The organism is Bacillus sp. ISL-4, from assembly GCF_018613275.1.
In the GTDB taxonomy this organism is placed as follows: Bacteria; Bacillota; Bacilli; order Bacillales; family DSM-1321; genus Peribacillus; species Peribacillus simplex_E.
The window spans coordinates 1-21,972 of the sequence record NZ_JAGGQN010000040.1; the positions used below are offsets into that span (position 1 = coordinate 1).

Annotated in this window: 12 protein-coding genes, 1 rRNA gene and 3 riboswitches; of the genes, 2 read left to right on the top strand and 11 right to left on the bottom strand. The window is 41.9% G+C overall.

Features of this window, described 5'->3' with window-relative positions:
- The 8 genes from J7J00_RS21675 to J7J00_RS21710 form a co-directional block, all read right to left on the bottom strand.
- A 16S ribosomal RNA gene (locus tag J7J00_RS21675) occupies nt 1-105 on the bottom strand; the annotation flags it as partial.
- A gap of 384 nt (nt 106-489) precedes the next feature.
- On the bottom strand, nt 490-2,559 hold the full coding sequence (gene ptsG / locus J7J00_RS21680; RefSeq protein ID WP_214794515.1) for a glucose-specific PTS transporter subunit IIBC: 2,070 nt from the start codon (nt 2,557-2,559) through the stop codon (nt 490-492).
- A gap of 214 nt (nt 2,560-2,773) precedes the next feature.
- Nucleotides 2,774-3,616, bottom strand: a complete 843-nt coding sequence (gene glcT / locus J7J00_RS21685; protein ID WP_214794517.1) for a glucose PTS transporter transcription antiterminator GlcT — start codon at nt 3,614-3,616, stop codon at nt 2,774-2,776.
- 152 nt (nt 3,617-3,768) lie between these two features.
- On the bottom strand, nt 3,769-5,100 hold the full coding sequence (locus J7J00_RS21690) for an NCS2 family permease (protein ID WP_063235528.1): 1,332 nt from the start codon (nt 5,098-5,100) through the stop codon (nt 3,769-3,771).
- A gap of 106 nt (nt 5,101-5,206) precedes the next feature.
- Nucleotides 5,207-5,308, bottom strand: a riboswitch (purine riboswitch).
- Between the two features lie 226 nt (nt 5,309-5,534).
- Nucleotides 5,535-7,055 (bottom strand): glutamine-hydrolyzing GMP synthase, encoded by a 1,521-nt coding sequence (gene guaA / locus J7J00_RS21695; protein ID WP_214794613.1) that lies wholly within the window; start codon nt 7,053-7,055, stop codon nt 5,535-5,537.
- A gap of 178 nt (nt 7,056-7,233) precedes the next feature.
- Nucleotides 7,234-7,335, bottom strand: a riboswitch (purine riboswitch).
- Between the two features lie 36 nt (nt 7,336-7,371).
- The gene (locus J7J00_RS21700; protein ID WP_214794519.1) at nt 7,372-9,570 is read right to left on the bottom strand and encodes a DUF4129 domain-containing transglutaminase family protein; all 2,199 of its coding nucleotides are present in this window, start codon (nt 9,568-9,570) and stop codon (nt 7,372-7,374) included.
- Entirely contained in the window at nt 9,567-10,727 is a 1,161-nt protein-coding gene (locus tag J7J00_RS21705) for a DUF58 domain-containing protein (RefSeq protein ID WP_214794521.1), read from the bottom strand. Before J7J00_RS21705 ends, J7J00_RS21700 begins: the two co-directional genes overlap by 4 nt.
- A gap of 32 nt (nt 10,728-10,759) precedes the next feature.
- Nucleotides 10,760-11,716 (bottom strand): AAA family ATPase, encoded by a 957-nt coding sequence (locus J7J00_RS21710; protein WP_214794523.1) that lies wholly within the window; start codon nt 11,714-11,716, stop codon nt 10,760-10,762.
- 198 nt (nt 11,717-11,914) lie between these two features.
- A riboswitch (cobalamin riboswitch) is annotated at nt 11,915-12,134 on the top strand.
- Between the two features lie 158 nt (nt 12,135-12,292).
- Between J7J00_RS21710 and J7J00_RS21715 the strand changes: the two genes are divergently transcribed.
- A complete protein-coding gene (locus J7J00_RS21715; RefSeq protein ID WP_214794525.1) occupies nt 12,293-12,838 on the top strand; it encodes a hypothetical protein in 546 nt (181 codons plus the stop codon).
- Between the two features lie 3 nt (nt 12,839-12,841).
- Nucleotides 12,842-13,792 (top strand): ABC transporter substrate-binding protein, encoded by a 951-nt coding sequence (locus J7J00_RS21720; protein ID WP_214794526.1) that lies wholly within the window; start codon nt 12,842-12,844, stop codon nt 13,790-13,792.
- Nucleotides 13,793-14,083: 291 nt separating this feature from the next.
- Here J7J00_RS21720 and essA read toward each other — a convergent pair whose 3' ends face one another.
- The 3 genes from essA to essC are packed head-to-tail and all read right to left on the bottom strand — an operon-like array spanning nt 14,084 to nt 21,954.
- Nucleotides 14,084-14,545 carry a type VII secretion protein EssA gene (essA, locus tag J7J00_RS21725; protein ID WP_214794529.1) on the bottom strand — a complete coding sequence of 154 codons (462 nt, stop codon included), beginning with the start codon at nt 14,543-14,545 and terminating at the stop codon, nt 14,084-14,086.
- A gap of 7 nt (nt 14,546-14,552) precedes the next feature.
- Nucleotides 14,553-17,480 carry a type VII secretion protein EsaA gene (gene esaA, locus J7J00_RS21730; RefSeq protein WP_214794531.1) on the bottom strand — a complete coding sequence of 976 codons (2,928 nt, stop codon included), beginning with the start codon at nt 17,478-17,480 and terminating at the stop codon, nt 14,553-14,555.
- A complete protein-coding gene (gene essC / locus J7J00_RS21735; RefSeq protein ID WP_214794534.1) occupies nt 17,473-21,954 on the bottom strand; it encodes a type VII secretion protein EssC in 4,482 nt (1,493 codons plus the stop codon). Before essC ends, esaA begins: the two co-directional genes overlap by 8 nt.
- Nucleotides 21,955-21,972: the final 18 nt, after the last annotated feature.

Below are 21,972 nucleotides of genomic sequence, written 5' to 3' on the forward strand. Positions count from 1 at the left end.
ACCGCCGCTAATCTCAGGGAGCAAGCTCCCGTCGATTCGCTCGACTTGCATGTATTAGGCACGCCGCCAGCGTTCGTCCTGAGCCAGGATCAAACTCTCCGAAGAAATGTTTGACTTGCTCATTTGCTTTTTTGATAGTGTGTGCTCACTTAAAATTTAACGTTGGCGCTTTGTTTTGTTCAGTTTTCAAAGAGCAATATTTTCCATCGCTTCGTTAGCGACTTAATTAGTGTAACACCTTTCAAACATAAAGTCAACAACAAGTTATCATTTACTTGTATATCTTTTTTGTCTCAAGCGGTGTATTTAATATATTAGCACTTGCATATAGATAAGTCAATTTAATCTTTTAAAATTCCTTTCATTTTTTTCACAAACCACCTTCTTCTATATATACACTACTTTCTTTCTATAGAAGCCGGACCCTGCTAATGAATTATCAATAACAAAGAGGGCAGCCGATTATAGCTGCCCTCCTGTTATCAATGATTATTTATTGATGGAAATTACGTCCGCTTCTTCTCTATCTACATTTCCGGCCTTTTCAATCTTCACACTTTCACCTTCGGAAAGGTTAGTAAAAACGATTGGCGTAATGATAGAGCTGGCATTGTTTTTGACATACTCTATATCAACTTTAAGAAGTGGCTGTCCGCTTGTCACTTTATCTCCTTGAGCGACAAGTGCTTCGAAACCTTTGCCTTCTAACTTAACTGTATCGATCCCGACATGAATCAAGATTTCACGTCCAGCTTCGGAAACGATACCTATTGCATGTTTAGTCGGGAATAGGTTAACGATAGTACCGTCTACAGGAGAAACAACCAACCCCTCCTCCGGTACAATTGCAAATCCATCACCCATCATTTTTTCAGCAAAAACTGCATCAGGCACTTCAGTGATCAGTTTTAATTCCCCTTTAATAGGAGAAACAAAACGCTCGGAAACTTCATCCGTCCGTAAAGGTTTCGGGACGACATCCTCAATTTGTTTTTCCACACCTACTTCAGGAGACGCTTCTACTTTACGAGGCCTTTTTCCATCGATGATATCTTTCATTTGCCCCTTGATCGTTTCTGAACGCGGTCCGAAGATTGCCTGGATGTTATTACCCACTTCCAGAACTCCAGCGGCACCAAGTTTCTTCAACCTATTTTTATCAACATTACCGATGTCATTGACTGATACACGAAGACGGGTAATGCATGCATCCAAGTGAGAAATATTTTCTTTTCCGCCCATAGCATCCAAGATATCCCCAGGAAGACTTCCAGCTGTACTTGCAGTTCCTTCCGCTTCCTCATCCTCTTCCACTTCACGGCCAGGAGTTTTAAGGTTAAATTTCCTTATCGCAAATCGGAATCCAAAGTAATAGATAACCGCAAAGACCAAACCAACCGGAATAACGATCCATGCATTGGTTTGCGGATTAATTAAACCGAACAGTACGTAATCGATCAACCCACCGGAAAACGTCATCCCGATTTTTACGTCCAATAAATGCATGGTCATGAATGATAGACCCGCAAACAGACAGTGGATCCCGAAAAGTACCGGTGCAACAAATAAGAATGCAAATTCAAGTGGCTCAGTAATCCCCGTCAAGAAAGATGTAAGTGCCGCAGAAGCCATCAAGCCCCCGACTATTTTCTTTCTTTCCGGTCTTGCCTCATGATAAATGGCCAAAGCCGCAGCTGGTAACCCGAACATCATGAATGGATACTTACCAGTCATGAAGGTACCTGCCGTTAAATTCTGTACACCATCTTTAATTTGTGCCATGAAGATGGCTTGGTCTCCTCTGACTGGCGTTCCCCCGCCTTGAGGGATATAACTGCCAAATTCGAACCAGAATGGCGAATAGAAGATATGATGCAATCCGAAAGGAATCAACGCACGTTCTACAACCCCAAACACGAAAGCTCCCAGAGTCAGGTTAGCACCCAACATATTTTCGGAAAATGAATTTAACCCCGATTGAATCGTCGGCCAAACCAAAATCATCAACAACCCAAGAATAACTGCGCTTGCGGCTGTTACAATGGGTACAAAGCGTTTACCTGCAAAGAATCCTAAATAAGAAGGCAGTTCAATTTCATAAAATTTATTATACATAACAGCAGCCATGACACCGACAATAATACCGCCGAACACACCCGTCCCCAACGTCGGGATTCCCAGAACATTACTATACACCGCACCATTGCTCTCAATGTCGGCAGCGTCAATCCCAAGAACAGTTCCCATCGTTACATTCATAATCAAGAACCCGATAATCGCGGCCAGGCCGGCAACACCTTCTCCGCCAGCTAACCCAATTGCGACCCCCACAGCAAACAACAAGGGAAGATTCCCAAAAATAATATTTCCGGCATTCTCCATTACCGATGCAACCATTTCCACTCCGCCACTCGCAAGAAACGGGGCGATATCCAACAAAGTTTCGTTTTGCAGTGCATTACCAAACGCAAGCAAAATTCCAGCCGCTGGTAAAATGGCTACAGGAAGCATCAAAGCTTTTCCAATTTTTTGCAAAACACCAAACAACTTCTTAAACATAGGTTTTCCTCCTCTTTACTGTTTTTCCACGCTAATAAAACGGTTACATTTAACGATGGTATTCATCTTCCCACGCATCAGAATTCAAATACAAAAAAGGCATAAGCAAAGATAGGATTGAAATGAAAATTCAGGTATATAATACCCTCTTTCATACCAATCATTCTCCTCACTTATGCCTGATCGAATCAGTAACACGTAAGTTAATGTATGTTTATTTAATTTTCTTTTGTAATCGCTGGATATGCATCGTTAGATAGACAGCTTCCGCATCACAAACCGGTCTGCCTAATTTTTGCTGCATAATTTTTATTAGCTTCCAAGAGATATTGTAACACAGAGGATATTCTTCTTTCAATAGCATTGCTATTTTTTCGGGTTCCTCTACTTTTTCCCCTGCCAACACCCTGTCTATCATGAATCTTAAATGACGGACCAAACGTGAATAGTCTATGCTATCCTTATTAATTTTTACGTTGAGCTGTTCTTCAACGACCTGGATAAGATGATAGATTAACTGCGAATGCTGATTGACTTCCGATAAGTCTTTATTTGATATTGCACTATGAATATGAAGCGTAATAAAACCAATTTCCCCTTGGGGCAGGCCTATGCCTGTCTTATCTTGAATTAATTCGATTACATCAACAGCAATATCATGCTCAAAAGGATAAAGGGTTATCGTTTCTTTCAAGAATGGGTTTTTGATAGTCATTCCTTGTGAAACACGCTGAAGGGCGAACAATAAATGATCAGTTAAACCGACATGTATATGTTCATTGAGTTTCCCAGTTACTCGGTCGTTAATGAGATGAATGGATTCTATAATGGCGGCTTGAAGATTTTGATCGATCTGCGGCAAAAGTTTTTTGTAACTTTCCTGTTCCTTAACATTTTTCAGGACAAACGTTTTCTCCGCAAGTTCCGGACTTAACTCTTCGCCCTTCTTTCGGTTGAAGCCTAAGCCCTTTCCAATAGAAACGACTTCTCCATACGACGGATGCGTGGCAATCACCACGTTATTGTTCAAAACCTTTTCAACGATAAAGCCATTCATTTTTCTCCCTCTTTTTTCTCAAAGTCATCCCTATGCCCCGTACAGGATAAAGTACTTAATACTTAGTCTTTTTACTATACACGATATGAGCTTTCTCTTACAACATGAAAGAAGAGCCCCGAAATCGGGACTCTCCTTACATACTTGCATTATTACTTCAAGAAAATGAAATATAGCAGGAAGACGACTCCAAGACCCCACATGATTGGGTGAACCTCTTTAGCTCTTCCTTTCATCGACATGGTGATAGGATAGAAGATGAATCCGCAAGCTATACCTGTCGCAATTGAATATGTCATAGGCATCATGATGACCGTAAAGAAGGCCGGAACCGCAATTTCAAACTTCTGCCAGTCAATATTTTTAAGTGATGATGCCATTAACACTCCGACTATAACCAATGCCGGCGCAGTCACCGCAGATGTCACAACCGAAAGAAGCGGGAAGAAGAAAAGGGATAGGACAAACAGCAACCCTGTCACTACAGCCGCAAAACCGCTTCGAGCACCAGCAGCAACACCTGATGTAGACTCTACATATGATGTCGTGGTGGATGTACCAAGAATTGCACCTGAAACGATGGATAATGAATCAGCAAGTAATCCTTTTCCCACTCTAGGAAGTACATTATCCTTCATCAGTCCAGCTTGTTGCGCAACAGCCACTAACGTACCGGCTGTATCAAAGAAAGCTACGAACAAGAAGGTCAATATCACGATTAACATTTGACCAGTGAAAAGATCACCGGGATTTCCGAAGGCATCGAACGCAACCCCGAATGTTGGCGCTATGCTAGGAACGGCACCGATTATTTTCTCCGGCACCGGAACTTGTCCAAAAATCATTCCTGCAATGGCCGTAATGACCATACCTATGAACACGCCGCTTTTTACGCCTCTCGTCATCAAAATGACGGTTACGACAATTCCGAACACAGCCAATAAAGTATTTCCTGATGTCAAGTCGCCCAGTCCGACAAGTACGCTGTCATCATTCGTGATGATTCCAGCATTCTGAAACCCTACAAAGGTAATGAACAAACCGATACCGGCTCCAACTGCGTATTTCAATTCGACCGGAATTGCATTAATGATTTTCTCACGTATACCCGATAATGAAAGCAAAACGAATATTATACCTGAAATCAATACCCCTGATAAAGCCGTCTGCCAAGGAATCCCAAAACCAAGTACAACGGTAAAAGCGAAGAAAGCATTCAATCCCATGCCCGGGGCAAGAGAGATTGGATACCTGGCTATAAGTCCCATCAATATCGAGCCAATTGCGGCTGCTAAGGCGGTAGCTGCAAAAACCGCTCCGTAGTCCATTCTCAATTCATCCGGATAGTCCTCGATGCTTTGTAAAGTCAGCATCACAGGGTTAACAACCAGGATATATGCCATTGAAAGGAACGTAGTTAGGCCGCCAAGTATTTCACGGCGATAATTAGTTCCCAGCTCGTTAAACCGAAAATAATTTTTCATTATGAGTCTCCCCTATCATAAAATCATAAGCCAACAGAAAATGCCCCATTCACTTTCGAACGGGGCTTGACTGCGGTCATGTAAAGAAGTGGCGGTTTATCCATAGTCGCCAATCCATACACATCGTAGTCAAGCCGTTCACGGCAGCTTGGTAGAAACTTTTGGGCCATATCCCCAATATTATACGACAATTATGTTTTTTTATTATTATAGGTATAGTGTACCAATCACTAAAATAATCGTCAATATATCAAACGAATATTTTTTATGTAATTTTAGGCAATGTTCGCTTTTCGCTATATATTCCTTACTTATTATGGCTATATATTCGCCAACATACGGGAAATGTAAGTAATCTACATATTCAAAAATTATTTTAACCAAAAAAAATCAGTGAAGGTTAATTCCTTCACTGATTAAATGATTTTAATCTTCTATTCCCACTCGATCGTTGCAGGCGGCTTAGACGTAATGTCATACACGACGCGGTTTACATGGTTTACTTCATTAACGATTCTCGTTGAGATGATTTCAAGTACATCCCATGGGATTCTCGCCCAATCGGACGTCATTCCGTCAATGGATGTAACAGCACGGATCCCGATTGTGTAATCATACGTACGCGCGTCGCCCATTACCCCAACGCTTCGAATGTTAGGAAGCACCGTAAAGTACTGCCAGATCTCACGTTCCAAACCATTCTTTTTAATTTCATCACGTAAGATATGGTCAGATTCACGAACGATTTCAAGTTTTTCATCTGAAATTTCGCCTAATACACGAATACCTAAACCTGGACCCGGGAATGGTTGACGCCAAACAATTTCATCCGGAATGCCCATTTCACTTCCAAGTGCGCGCACTTCATCCTTGAATAGAGTGTTCAAAGGCTCAATCAATTTAAATTGCATATCTTCCGGCAGACCGCCAACGTTGTGATGCGATTTAATTGTTTGTGCAGTGGCCGTACCACTCTCGATAATGTCTGTATAAAGTGTACCCTGTGCAAGGAAATCAATTCCTTCGAGCCTCGTTGCTTCGTCATCGAATACGTAGATGAACTCGTTACCGATGATTTTCCGTTTTTGTTCCGGATCTGAAACGCCAGCAAGTTTCGATAGGAAACGTTCTTTTGCATCGACCTTGATTACGTTCATATTGAAGCCTTCACTGAATGTTTCCATTACACCTTCGGCTTCCCCTTTACGAAGTAATCCATGATCAACGAAAATACATGTCAGCTGATCGCCAATCGCTTTATGGATCAATACAGCAACCACGGATGAATCAACACCGCCGCTCAATGCGCATAACACTTTTTTATCTCCGACCGTTTGGCGGATTTTCTCCATCTCTATTTCAATGAAGTTCTCCATCGACCAGTCACCTTTACAGCCACAAACGCCGAATACGAAATTTTTCAAAATGTCATTCCCGTATACCGAATGACGGACTTCAGGATGGAATTGCACGGCATACAATTTACGTGACTCGTCACTCATAGCCGAAATTGGGCAAGACGGGTTCGTCCCATCAACTTTGAACCCTTCAGGCGTTTCCACCACTAAATCACCATGGCTCATCCAGACGATTTGTTCTTTCGGCAGGTCGCTGAATAGCTTAGACTCATTTTGAATGGAAAGTGTCGCTTTTCCGTATTCACGGTTTTTCGCTGGCTCCACCTTACCGCCAAAATGTTTAGTCATAAGCTGCATGCCATAACAAATACCGAAAATCGGAAGGTCCATTTCGAATATGCGTTCATCACAACCAAATGCATTTGCATCATAAACACTGTTCGGACCCCCTGAGAAAATTATTCCCGTTGGGTTCATTTTCTCGATTTCTTCTACAGTAATTGTATGAGGATGAAGCTCACTGTACACACCAAATTCGCGGATACGACGAGTGATCAACTGATTATATTGGCTTCCGAAATCAAGTACTACGATCATTTCCTGGTTTTTTTGCAATTCTGTTTTCCCCGGCACAAACGTCACCTCTATCAATGTAATTCACTCATAAAACCGAGTGATAATTTCTTATAAAAAATATTATCATAAAAAAAGAAAAACTAAAAATCCACCCTCAAAAATACAGAAAAAGTACAGACGAAGGCAGATTTTCAGCTTTCCTGTTAAAATCCGCCTTCATAGTCAAATCATTTACGGTGATTCGGTAGAAACTTTCGATCCATATTATCGAGGATATATGAAGGATATATTAGTTTAAGTTAGTTTTTGTTATTGTATCAATATAATAAAAACCTGGTCAAGAGCTAGTTTTTCTCATTAAGCTTTCCCAACCCTTTTGAAAGTGTTTCCATTCGCCATCTTCCACGTCTCCACGATATATCATTAACTCGTATTTAGCCGTTAATTCACTCATCTCAAACGTATCGTACACTGCATCCACATAGGTGGCGTACTCCCTTAAAGTTTGCCCCTCCGGACGAACCAAACCAGCTCGTTTTAATTGTTTCAATAATATTAAATAGGCTGTCGAGAAATGAGCACCGGTTTTCTTTCTATAACGAAGAATCTGCAGATGAGGAATCCACTTCCTTCTGAAGAAATAACCAATAGAAGCAAGTATCAATACACCTGACAGTGTGATCGCAGTCCATTTTAAGAACCATTCCATGTTCCCGATACCAGTTTTCACGGATGATTTAGTTTCCCTATCGGGTGTATCTTGGCGTTCCCTGGTCTCTTTCTTTGTTTGCTCTTCATTAGTTGGGGTTTCTTCAGGGTTCATCACTTCCTGTTTCAATTCCGAATCGTAAAATTCAACTTCCCCATCGAAACCCTTTGTCGGCTCGAAGGGAACCCAGCCTATCCCTGCAAAATAAACCTCGACCCAGGAATGTGCATTATTATTAGTCACCTTATAAACGGATTCGCCATCAAGGATTGATTTTTCCCCTTCCGTATAACCCTTTACCCACCTTGCAGGTATATTGGCGGCTCTTAGTAAAACGACCATTGCACTTGAAAAATTATCGCAATACCCTATCTGTGTCTCGAATAAAAATTGATCGACATAATCTTGATTGCTCTCCGGATACGGAATATCGTCCTTAGAATAGATGAATTCAGGTCCGTCAAAATAATCCTCAATGGCTTTTGCCTTATCGTACCAATTCGTTTCATTCCTTGTAAGCCGGGATGCCAATTCATATATCCGGTTTGGCAATCCCTCTGGAAGCTGAGTATTTTTTTCCATTATTAAATCCATGGATTCGTCGGGATCCGTTACCTTCCTTAACTCAGCTATATCAAAACTCGGCATATCATAGAAAAGCTCATACTCTTTCAGGGACAGTCGTTCGCCATTATCCTGTTCGGAAATAACTTTGTCCATACCCTGATAATATTTGAAATCCATCCCGTTTTTGGCCTCAATCTTTTTTAAATACCCGGACTGCGGATGAAGGATATGGGAATATGATTCCGTCATGGACACTTTTGCCGTCATTTCTTCTGTCCTCACCACTTCAGGAACGTCGTAAATATCTAAAGAAGCCATATCCTGTCCGTTGGAAAAAGTATGAAAGTCCGTTTCCAGTATCGAACCCCACCCTTTACCGGTATAAATATCCTTGTTCTCGACTTTCCAGTAATGTCCTGCAGGAGCATTATTATAAAAAACGATGGAACTATCCGGCTCTATCGACCCGCCAAGTTCCGAATCGTCTTCATCATATCCGACACTTTTACGCTTCGAGCCACCTTCTTCTTTCACCGCTTTATCAGAATAGGAAGTAATATAAGGCACTGGGTCCGGCCACTGCGGAGAGAGCTTCGGGGCAGCGAAACCAACAAGGACACTTACCAATATCATGCCGGTCAGCATCAAGATCCACTTATTGATGGAAGCCATCGGAAACTTAATCCTCTCCTGTATCGTTAGCCGCAGCAGGGACAGCAGGCCTAGCATCAAGAAGCCGATGATGATTATTCTTATCATTGCCATATCCCCCACATAAGGAGTGAATGTGTCAAGTACCGATATAAAAATCACCGTTAACATAAAAAAGAAAAAGATGCTTTGCCTCACCATCACCCAGTAATGGATCAAATATGTTACAAGCCAAAGAAGGACAAAAAATAGCAACGTTCGAAATGGATTTGTGATCAACTCCCAATTCCCATCATACATAAAACCAAGATTGCCCTTAAAATCCGCTAGAAATCCCTTCAGCCATGACAATTGAAATAAAGCGTCTTTTGAATGGAGGAACTGTAATGAAATCATTATATAAGCACTAATGAGAATAAATCGGATTGACCAATGTATGCGGAAATAATGCAGTAGCAGGGAATAGAGCAAAAACAAGATAAAAATGATGATATTACCTGTATCGGTGAGTTTATCGACAGGCCTTAACCATTCAGTAATCAACACCAGACCAAATACATACATTAGGACATGCATGAACCTTTCTAGCTTTTCGGTAGTGACATTCATTTTGCCATCACCTCTGATCTATCAAACTTTAGTTGGTCATGTTCAAAAAAGCTAACCTTTATCCCCCTCGAAACAGCTGTAGAACTTGACAACCTTTCCTCATCAGTAAGATCTGCCTGTTTCTTCACACATAACATTAATCCCTGAATAGGCCGGAAAGCACTCAATATGTCCACCTTTTCTAAAGTTAAGTCTGAAACGATGAATATCACAGCAGCGTTTGCCGGAAGAATTCCCTTCCTGACGTTTTCGTTCAATGCGTTTACAACACTCGGCTCTTCTTTAACAAGTCGGTAAAAAATCTTTCGTTTCTGGTTATTGCCTGCTGCTGCCGGTATGATCATGCTCGATCCCATACTCACATACCCAATTTCCATGCCTTTCTTTAACATGGCGTGGGCAACGGAAGCCGCCATTACAATGGATTCTTCGAATAAATCCGACGGCTTTTCATCAAGCATGATGAATACATCCCGGTTTTTCTGCACTTCGAATTCCTTCGTCATGATTTCACTCGTTCTGGCCGTCGCCTTCCAATTAATCCATGACAACTGATCGCCTGGCTGATATTCCCTTACTCCGGATACCACTGAATGTTCCCGTTGAGTCTTCTTTGTTGAAACCACTGCCCCATGATTGAACACTCGATCAAGATCACTATAGGCAAGCTCATGATAACGAGGAAAAACAGTTATTTTCAGAGGTGAACTATATATCGCTTCCTTTTCGACTAACCCTAAAAAGTCCCCAATCCAAAAGCGGATCGATTGAAACGAATGCTCTCCACGCTCCAAGTTTTCCAAGGTATATGACATGCTGAAGGTACGCCTGAATCCCGGAAAGATAATTATTTTCCTTTGGAATCCCCTATCTTCCAGCTGCTGAGGCAATTCCTCCTCTACCACCATAAATAATAGGGGCAGCCGATTTTTACGGGTAAACGTCAATGCCATTTCAACTGATTCACCGGCTTGGCATTCCCTTTTATTGACCTTCCTCTCAACAGTCAAATCATGCAGCGGATAAAACAGCAGAATCGAAGCGTACACAGAAAACGGCAAAAATGAATAAAAAATGAACCAACTGACAAAACCGCCTTGAAACATTGCATAGCAAAAGGAAACGGTCATGAGTAATACAAGTCCGACCACACTCATATTTCCCCTTAAAATGTTGATGAATTTGCGCATTAGGTCATAGCCCGCTTCACAGGCACCTGTGTTGTCGCCACAACTTCATGTATCACCATTCCAGCATCGAAGCCATCATAATTCGCTTCAGGTTTCAAAATAAGCCGGTGGGAAAATACGAATGAAACTAAATATTGAACATCGTCCGGCAGAACATAGTCCCTGCCCTGGAGCAGCGCGTAAGCCTGGGATGCCTTCATCAATGCTATCGATCCACGCGGGCTTACACCTAAATAGACCCCTTCATGTGCACGTGTTCGATTCGCCAATTCAACAATATATCGTTTTATTGTGTCGTCCACTATCACAGCTTTTACTTCAGCCTGTAATTCTATCAATTCATCCAATGTGATGACGGATTCCAGCTCCTCAAGCGGTACCGTGTATTGAGCTCTATTAAGAACCTCTATCTCTTCTTCCACACCTGGATAACCCATTTTCATTTTTAATAGGAATCTATCCAATTGAGCCTCCGGAAGCGGATATGTTCCCTCGTACTCAATCGGATTTTGTGTCGCCATTACGAAGAACGGCTTCTCCAATCGCCTTGTGACACCATCAATCGTCACACTTGCCTCTTCCATGGCTTCAAGCAATGCAGACTGAGTTTTCGGCGAGGTCCGGTTAATTTCATCGGCTAAAATAATATGTCCCATTATCGGACCCGGCCTAAAAATGAATTCTTGTTCCTTAGGATTGAAGATCGAAACACCAGTAACATCAGAAGGAAGTAAATCAGGTGTGAATTGAATTCGCTTAAAGCTTGCACCTATAGATTTTGCCAGTGCCCTTACCATGACTGTCTTCCCCACGCCCGGAACATCCTCCAATAAGACATGTCCACCGGAAAGGAGTGCCACGATACTTAGTTCTGCTATATCCCGTTTTCCGATAATCACCTTTTCGATATTCCCCAGAACCATTTCCAGTTTTTGATTGACCTGCTTATAAATCATTCTCTACCTCCCGGGATTCACAGATTCACATTAACACTATTATTTCATACCTTTTCTATATCGAAGATTTTACATTAAGCTCCAATTAAACCTTACATTGTAAGTTTACTAGATATTCAGTAAACCATAAACGAATTTGTCTAAAAAATATTAATGCGGTCTATTGAAAAAGGTATGGTAAACTGTTGCTAAGTGAATATGAACCTTGCAGAAAAAGGTGCTGCATTGTCAGTTTAATAGGGAATTCGGTTTAAAACCGAAGCTGTTTCCGCAACTGTAAGTGCTAATGAAATAAAATGCATACCACTATTTGAGGATGTAATCGCACGCCGATTACCGTCCATTTAACCCAAATGGGAAGGTTCTTAGAGTAAAATGACGCACAAGCCAGGAGACCTGCCTTTTTTCATCGTATTATGCTCTTCGGAAGATAGGAGATTGTACGGCTCTCCCATCTCTTTTCTACTACAGATACATAGATGCCCGAAGCCGACCAAAACTCTTGGTCGGCTATTTGTCTTGCAGGGAAAAGCAATACGGAGGTCATTCACCCAATACGTAAAAGGAGGAAGATTTATGACAAAGAAGGACTTTCGTTTTTTATGCTACCCATACATGCGTGAGTCCGTATCGACCGTCGATTTTGAAATCCGCACAGACTCATTGACGACACAAATCGGCTTGGCCGCCTCGCTAACTGAGGACGTCCCCGATGTATACCGTGACTTAATGGAATTGTTGCCCATGGCTTCCCATTTAAATGGTTCAGTCCGTGGGGAATTAGCCATTACCGGCGATGATCTCGACCGTTTAAGTGCAATCTACGACCGGTATGTCGCTGAAGTGAAGGATCGAATCGAAACATTCGTCCTTCCACAAGGATCAACCGCAGCATGTACTTTGCATACTTGCCGCAGTGAGGCCAAAAAGTCCGTGCGAGCTTTACACAAGGTAAGTCTGGAAAAGGAAATTCCAGGAATACTTTTTGATTACGCTCACTTGCTTGCAAATGTATTATTCGTGATGGCAGTCTACGTAAATAAGCAACAGGGGATCGAGGAGATTCCTTTTATAAGTAAATCATACCCAACCAAACCCATGAAAAAGAAAACGGAGGAATAAATAATGAAGAGAACCCTACGATTCAGTTGGATTTCCATGCTGATGCTTACGCTTTTCCTTACCGGATGCGGAGTGAACGATGATCAATCCGCAAAGGATAATAAAGAGACTAAAAAAGGCGAAGAAATCAAGGATTATACCGTTACGGATGATACTGGTAAGAAAATAAAATTCGAGAAAATCCCGGAAAAGGTCGTTTCACTACAGCCAAGCAATACGGAAATTTTATTTGCCCTTGAACAGGGTGATAAAGTCGTTGGCGTGACAGACTTCGATAATTATCCAAAGGAAGCGAAGGATATCGAACATGTTTCAGACTCTGTTAATATAAATGCAGAAAAAATCATTGCCTTGAAACCTGATGCCATCATTGCCTATACCATTGGTGATGAAACGGCACTGAAACCACTCGAAGATGCCGGCATCCCTGTATTCATCATTAAATCTGCGGCAAATTTCGATGATGTCTATGGTGATATCGGGCAGATTGCTAAAGTGATGGGTGTTGCCGAAAAAGGGGATGAATTAGTGAAAGATATCAAATCCCAAATTACAAGTGTCGAAGAAAAAGTGAAAACTTTAGATGAAAAGGAACAAACATACTTTGAAATTAGCCCTGCTCCGGAAATCTATACAACAGGATCGGATACCTTCCAAAATGAAATCCTGAACACTGCCGGAATAAAAAACATCTTTGATGACCAAAAAGGCTGGGTTAAAGTATCCGATGAAGAAATCGTCAAAAGGAACCCTGAATCCATCATCACCACCGCCACGTATTCAGATGATGCCGTTGGTGAAATTAAATCTCGTAAGGGCTGGGAAGATATCGATGCGGTGAAGAACGATGACGTCCATTTGCTTGATGAAAATGTCATGTCACGTCCTGGTCCAAGGATCGGGGAAGCTGTTGAACTCGCAGCAAAAACTGTTTATCCTGACTTGTTCAAATAACACGATAGGAGGATGCGCCAAAATTAATTGGCGCATCCTTTTCCTTTTCCCGCACCGGTCATCAGGGCAATGAAGCCACACCCAACCGATCTGTACATTTTAAGGAAACTTCCTTTCCGTCTTGTTTATGCTAAAATGATGCAATCCACTCATAAGATATAAGAGGTACTGATCATGTATAAAAAATTCTTCATTTTGACCTTCGTAGCCGCCTTTCTTTTAGGGCTTATTAAAACCGTTATGGATATGTAGCAAAACAGCCCGATTCCTGACTTAGGAATCGGGCTGTTTTCATTTTCGTTTAACATCTCCGTTTAACTTCCCCATTTTCGGGATAAGGATAAAAAACAAACAAACGACCAAAAGTGCCAAAACGATGCCGAGCAATATCGTCAGGTCAAAATTAAGGGAAGGCTCTGTTTCTTCTTCGCTTCTCGTTCGAATGGCCACTTCCGAGAATAACCCAAGCTGTTCTGATTTTGAAGCAATGGTATTATTCTGATTCTCCGTTACCGGGGACAGAAACAGTGAGTCCTTCACCGAGTCAACGGCATCATATTTCCCTCTTTCAAAAGTGAGGTCCTTTTGTTCTTCAGGCAGTTTGCGCTTCTGTTCCAACAATCCTTCTTCATGGAAATACTCCGTTTGAATATCAATATCCCTTTCTTGATATTCATTGGGCTCTACCATGGGTTCCTCTTCCGCCCCGCCATTAGGTGCATGGCTAAAAAACAGGATGAGTAAGACAGGCATTACGTATTTATTCCACTTCATGGGCCATTGCTCTTCTTTCTGTAAGACGCTTCACTATATATGGAATGATCGTTGCAATAAGCGTCAGTACAATCAAGATGATACTAGCCGGAATGAATGCCGACTGATTACCGAATTGAATGGACATGTATACGTCCGCAACCGGGTGGTCTACATTGAAATTAGGCATGATTAAATCCAATAATGGAATGGTAAAGAAACTGATCAAACCAATCACCAGGATAGCACCGACAAACGGCCCAATCGAGAAGGCAAGTCGGGTAAACGCTGAACAGAAGAATAAAAGCAAGACGGTGAAAACGGTCCATTTAATCTCCTGCATATCTCCCAACGGATAGATTTTCAAACCATACATGCTGATGATTAAACCTACGATCAGGTTCAATAAGGTAAACAAGGCCGCATGGACCATCATCGGGATGGTTTCATAATGATGCAGGAAGAAACCGATCAATAACCCAGAAATGAGTATGATCACCAACATGACGATCGGCGGGATATTAACCTTTTCCTGATGAAGGACTTCCCCGCTGATTTGTATGGGATTCGCTAAATATTCGTACACATACCCGTTCTGCTGATCATCGACTAGAGTGTTGTTCAAGACACTATATACGTCCGTCTTGATTCTTTCGGTTGAGTCTACATTTTGGGACCAATTGTCATTAAGCTGATCGGCCCTTTCCTGTACTGACCCCACTTTCGCTTGCAGGTCCGCTGTATCCTTCGTGACCGTGTCCTGTCGTTCCGCTACAGAATTGACAAGTTCGGAAATGAAGCCGACAGTTGTTGCCGTATTGTCTTGAAGTGATACAAACATTTCTCCATCAAGATTAACTGGAGGTTCAGCTTCCATTTCAGGAACTTCCATATGATCTGACAAATTGGAAGACACTTCTTGAGCCTTCCCGGTAATTGCCGCTAATTCAGCTAAAGTGGCTTTCTGTCCCGTTTCAACGTTAGCATCATATTCTTTCATATAACCCTTAATGGAATCTGAGAACATGCCGAAGTTCTCATTGACTCCTGCTAAGCTGGCTTTAACGAGTTTCGCTTCTTCATCTACGTTTCCGGAAACCCCATTTTTCAAGTTTTCCAATTCTTTTATATTGGCTGCAAATACCTTATCTACATTTGCTTCCGTGACTCTTTCAGCCAATTCACCATAAGATGAGAGAGAACCGTAATAGGCAAGGAGGGTAGTTGAATCCTGGTTGGTGATAGGATTCTCAAAGGCCCTCACCAGCACCGCTCGCCTTTCTCCCCCCACTTTTTCAAGAAGTGACCGTTCGAGAGTCTTGATTTCTGCAATGGCCTCATCGATTGTCATACTCTGGATGTCCTGTAATTTTTGAATATCTTCCTGTGACTTTTTCCATTGGTCACCTAAATCCTTATAATTCGTGCCGAGTTCATTATAATCAGCTTGTAATTGCGTAAACTGCGCCAGCAGATCATTATATGAATCTACCAGTGTATTAAACTCAGTTATCACTTGGTTATAATTTCCTGTCCTGCCGTTTACCGTTCCGCTGAGATTATTGATTTCCGTTTGGAGTTCTGCTGTAAGGATGTTGATTTGTTCAGCAGCACCTTCACTTCCTTCTGCTGGCACCAAACCTTGAAGTGCCGTGTTGATCCCATTGATTTGTTCCAGCAGTACCTGTAGCGACAGTTCATCAATCGGGTCCTTCTTTTCAGGTGCAGCAACCGATTCACCTTTGCCCGTTTCCGTTTCAATATCTTCTATAGGCTTCGTTCCTTCACCAATAACCTCCCCATCACCTGAGCTGCTTGCAAGATTTCCTCTTTGCACAAGCAAGGTAGACTGAAGGTTATCAAGACCCGCCTCTTCAGATTGTTTCAATTGTTCAATCGAGCTTTGTTGATCTTGGGTGATTTTCGTAATTTGTTCTACTTGTTTGTCTTTCATGCTTGTTGAAAATTGTTCCAATTCATTACTGCTGGAATCGAGTTTCTGCTGCATGATTCCAACATTCTCACTAATGCCTTGATCATTAAGGCTGTATTTCGTATTCATCCCTTGCTGAATCTCCGGTAACGACTGGTTCCCCTCATTCAGCACCTTGTCATAAGATTGAACACTCTCGTTGACAAGGTGCTGATTCTGAGCCGAAGCCTTCTCAAAAAGAATACTTTGAGATTTTTGATATTCCTCGAAAGAAACTACATCTTCTACAAAAGAAGCCATTTGAGTCTTGGTGTTCCCTATTTCATCCATTGTTTCATTACTCGTTTTGCCAGCATCCTTCGTTTGGGCAAAGACTCCTTCAAGCATGTCCTTATGCTGCTTGATTTCGCCGGCAAGGCTTTCCGAGCTTGGAGTATAAAACTCATACATCGTGTTTTGAAAAGCGATTTCTTTAGCAAGGACATTATCGAACTTCTTACGGATGTCCTCGACCGATTGGGAAACATAGCTCCAATACTGTGTTGAAATATGCTTATTCATTTTACTCTTCGTCTTCTCTAATTCCTTTTGTACCTTTTCCATGTTCTCTGCATTCAAACTAGGTTGTACCTTGTACTTTATCCCTGCCTTGACAGGCTGTTCATCATCGAACGTATAAATATTCTCTGAAAAATCGGATGGAAAATATATAACTGCATCATACTTTTCATTTGCAAGTCCACTTTCCGCCGTACTTCTATTAACCACAAACCACTCATATTCAGAATCCTTGTCCAATGTTGTAACAAGCTCTGAGCCCACGAAAATAGGATTATTATTAAATTCAGTGCCATTATCTTCATTTACAATGGCGATTTCACGAGAAGCCGTTTCTGTCTTTTTCATTGGATTTTGGCCAATATAAGAAAAAAACAAGATTGGCAGCGCTAAGATCACCAGTATTTTACCGATTAATAGCATCGGTTTTATTTTTTCAGACACTCTCTTGCACTCTCCTTCTTTCTTCACTTAGTGGTATTTGGATTTTACTCTCCTGGCCATTCAGCACAAAGTATCCGTAACCCGGCTGTATTTCTTCTTCTTTTCTGGAATAGGAGAGGGTATACAAGCTTTGGTCCGATTTTTTAAGAAGCAAAACAGCCTGTCTGACTTGTTTCAGTTCGGTTGTCAAAGAATCATACCCCTTCGTGAAGTCGTTGGCATTTCCAGCGACAATCAGACTAAAGCCTAGATGGCTGTACTGTTTCATCAAACCGCTGATCCTATCTTGAATCCTGCCATCTATCGTTTGCTGGATCCTTGAAATGCTATCTATGACAAACATGATCTGTGGGAATTCCAGTTGCTTCATCGGTTTCATTTCCAATGCCGCTAGATAACTTCGTTCACGTTCTTCAAATATTTCAGTGATATGATCGAGCCATTCGGTTATCTGATCTTTTGTTTCCAAATAGCTCACCTTCTCCTCTAAAGCATAAGAAGATAGGCCACGGTCAACTCCGTCAAATAAACCAACTTCCCCAATTGCCTGTGTAAGCAACGATTCCAAGAGCACTTTAAGGACATTCGTTTTCCCTTTACGTGACTGTCCTACGACAAGCAGGAATGGATTGGAATTCAACTCCACGAAAACAGGTGCAACACTTTCCTCTGAAAGCCCGATTGGAATGGAATCCTTCTTAATGGCTTGTGAGCAATAACGCTTGAAGCTGCTGGAATCAAGACGTGCCGGTAACATCGGAATCGCCGGCGGTTTGGCTGTTTCCTTATATTTAACCTTATGTTCTGCCACGGCTTGTTTCATTTCTTCCAAAACGGCTATATCATCCGCACCATCGGCTGGTAGATAAACCTGCGTGAGATAGGTTTGGTCCTTTTTCACCAACGCCCTACCCGGAACAGGTTCATTTTCATAAGGGGTTCTCCCCAGAACTGAATATTGTTCCGAACTGTCCATTAAGTAATGGACGATTTTCGTCTTAAGACTATTCATTAACGGCTGGCGAATCGCATTGATTCTCGTTGCCGTTAAAATCATGAATATTCCAAGTGATTGTCCATCACGTGCAAACTGAACAAATTGCGCTTCCAGGTCCTGCATCTCATCCTTCACTAAGTCGAAATTGTCGACCACGATATAAATAATCGGCAATTTTTCTTCCACTAATGCATTATAAAGCTTAATGTTACTAAGCTCCTTTTCTGAAAAAAGCTGCTTACGCCTTTCCATTTCCGCCTTCATGAATAACATGAATTTTTCAATTTTCCTTATCTCATCGAACCTAAAGTATTCCCCTGTATGAGGCAGCTGTCGCATTGGCAATAGAGCACTATTCCCGAAATCGAAAATATAATAATGCAGCTCTTTTGGACTGAATTGATCTGCAAAACTAAAGAGGAGTGTCAAAACGGTGGTTGACTTGCCGTATCCGGAAGAACCAAAAACCCCAACATTCCCATCATCAATCCAGTTATATACATAATTTGTCTGGCTCTGCAATTCGGGCTCATCCTTCATTCCCAAGTGGAATTGATTGCTTGTCAAGCTTCTTTCAGCGTTTCTCGATAAACGATCTGAAAGAGGGGGCAGCCACGGGCTTGCCAACTTCTTAATCTCCATTACTTCCTGTGTCGCCACAATTCGATCTGCCACGGCTTCAATTTCACTAATCTTTTCTTTTCTCTTATTAGTGATCTGTTCCGATACATTTGAGATTTGAACAAGGCCGAGGTCTGTGACAAGTGCCACTTCATCCTCAGATCCAACCGTATCCTCTAAATATGGTGCACCGCTCCACGCAGACTGGAACAATTCGTACACCTCGTTATTTCCTACCTGTAAATATCCCCGTCCGGTGACAGTAATATTTGCCGCATCGCTATTTTTAAGAATTTCCTTACTATCATTGGCATCCTGCACTTTCAAGGAAATTTTAAAACGGGCATTGCTCCAAATCTGGTTATCAATTACACCGCCTGGCTTTTGTGTAGCCAGAATTAAATGAACTCCCAAGCTCCGTCCAATACGCGCCGTACTCACTAATTCACGGATGAAATCTGGTTCTTCGTTTTTAAGTTCCGCAAACTCATCTGATATCAAAAATAAATGCGGTAACGGTTCATCCGCTTTGCCTTCTTTGTATAAGTCCGTGTAATCATTGATATGGTTGACTTCATATCGATCGAACAAGCGCTGGCGTTTCTTCAATTCACTATTGATGGAGGCTAGTGCCCTGGCACTGAAGTTCTTGCTTCCCTCAATATTCGTAATGACTCCGAGCAGATGCGGAATCTGCCTGAATGGCTGTGCCATTCCCCCACCTTTATAATCAATGAGCAAAAAGGCAACTTCATGTGGATGATAATGAACGGCTAATGATAGGATGTAGGTTTGCAGTAATTCACTCTTCCCCGAACCTGTCGTTCCAGCAACCAATCCATGGGGGCCATGCGCCTTTTCATGCAAGTTCAATTCAACCCTATCCGTTTTCCCTTTCAATCCAATGGGAACTGCCAAGGATTTGGAAGACTGATTGGTCCGCCAGTTCTGGCTAATAGGCAGATCTTCCACTTCACGTACTTTCAATAATTCCAGAAATGATACCGTTTCCGGTATGGAATTGTTCATGCCTTTTTGATGATCTAGTGAGCGCAGCGTACGTGCATAGCGCTCATTCCCTTCTTTTGAATGGGCATCAAGTTTAAAAGGAGTATGTACGGCCTTCGTTTGCTGAATGAGAATTTCACCTTCAAGATCATTTATATACTTCACAAGCGTATGGACATTTTCAGTCAAACTTTCTTTTGCATCCGCTGCAAAAATCGTCGAGATACCTAAATCGTCTGTTTTACCTTCTAAATATTCCAATATGACATGCTCCGCAATTAAATTACGATCCGTGACAATAAAGACAAAATGGGGAGTGAATCTCACTTTCCCTTTGTTCTCATCCAAATCTCTTTCCCTCAATAGCTGATAAATCGATGTCAGTAGCTGGTCACGTGATTGCTCATTATATATAAAGCCTTTTGCATAGACATGCGGCAATTGAAAATGAGGGAGCCATTTCATCCATTCCCATTCTTGGTAATCCTTTTCCGGAAAAATGGCCACAAATCGAACATCATGATAACTATGAAAAAAGGCCAGCTGCCCAATCAATTGTTGCAGCTCCCGTTTAACAATCGACTCCTTTCCGACCAGGCCCATCGATCCGCTTGATAAATCGATGGATAACGGAAGATCATCCAGGTTTTTGTATACATCCACAAGTTCTTGCGACTGCTCAAGTAAATCATCTATATCCCGATTGGACATATCGCTGCTATTTACCGATACCTCATAACTTGAGGGTATGGTCGCCGTTCCGATCTTAAAGTGCAGGGCATCTTCACTTTCCAAAGTTCGCTCCCATATACGGTCGCTAATACTATCAGTTAGAAGCTTCATCCTTTCAAAGGAAGGGTAATGATAGAACAGCACATCCTTTTGTTTTTCAGACAGCTCTTGCAACTCTTCCCTCTTCTGCTCTAGATACCTGGTATATACACGTTGACGTTTTTCTTCTCTGGATTTTTGCTTCTTTTTGTCTTTAAAATATTGTACCGTCGAGGTAACTAAAGTCGTTGTGAACATCACAATCGATATGATGATGAAAATGCCCCGAGGCTGAATGACCGTGATGACCCCCATGACGATTAACATCATTAAAGGCGGCATAAGGATTAGCCATAACCCTCTATTATTATCTTCCGATTCCTGGCTCGGAAAAGATATTGTCACTTTCTCATCCGGCAATTCGTAGATCATCCTTGGTGTCCTGCGATATTGGGGATAGTTTTTTTTCATTTCAGAGATTGGCTTCTTCATTTTAGATAAAGAGGTTTCATAACTCTCGGCACAGTGAATCATCAATAAGTCGCCTTCAACCAACCTCAGCGCCATATTCGGCCAGCAAATCAGATCACCATTTTGAATGGGAACAGGCTTCGTCACCCTTTCACCATTCAGGAATATCGTGCTATTTTCCTTTGGCATGAGAAGCCACTGCCCTTTATGAAGCAAAAAGGAAAATCCATTGCCGGAAACTGGTCCTTCTTTACGGATAGTCGCTCCCACCTTGGCCGATAAATTGATTTCTTTCAAATTGCCTATATAATAGAGGCTTTCTTCCAATTCCCCTGCTGTATAAAAAATCTCGACCGTTTCTTCTCCTTCATGAAAGGTGAAGCTTTGGAATGGCTTTACATCGCCAAGCTTCTTGTCCTCTCTATACACCTCATATCCATCAAGTCCTTCATGTTTTTTCAGCTTGATGGGACCATGTTCAAAGGGAATCGAATAAACCGTGATCGTATCCTGTTTTGATGGCCCAATCGTAATTGGACCGTTATGATCATCCTTGATCGTATAGGATTGGTAGGTCTCCTTAGAATAAATCCATAATAAACTCATTAAATCTCACCTCCGCAA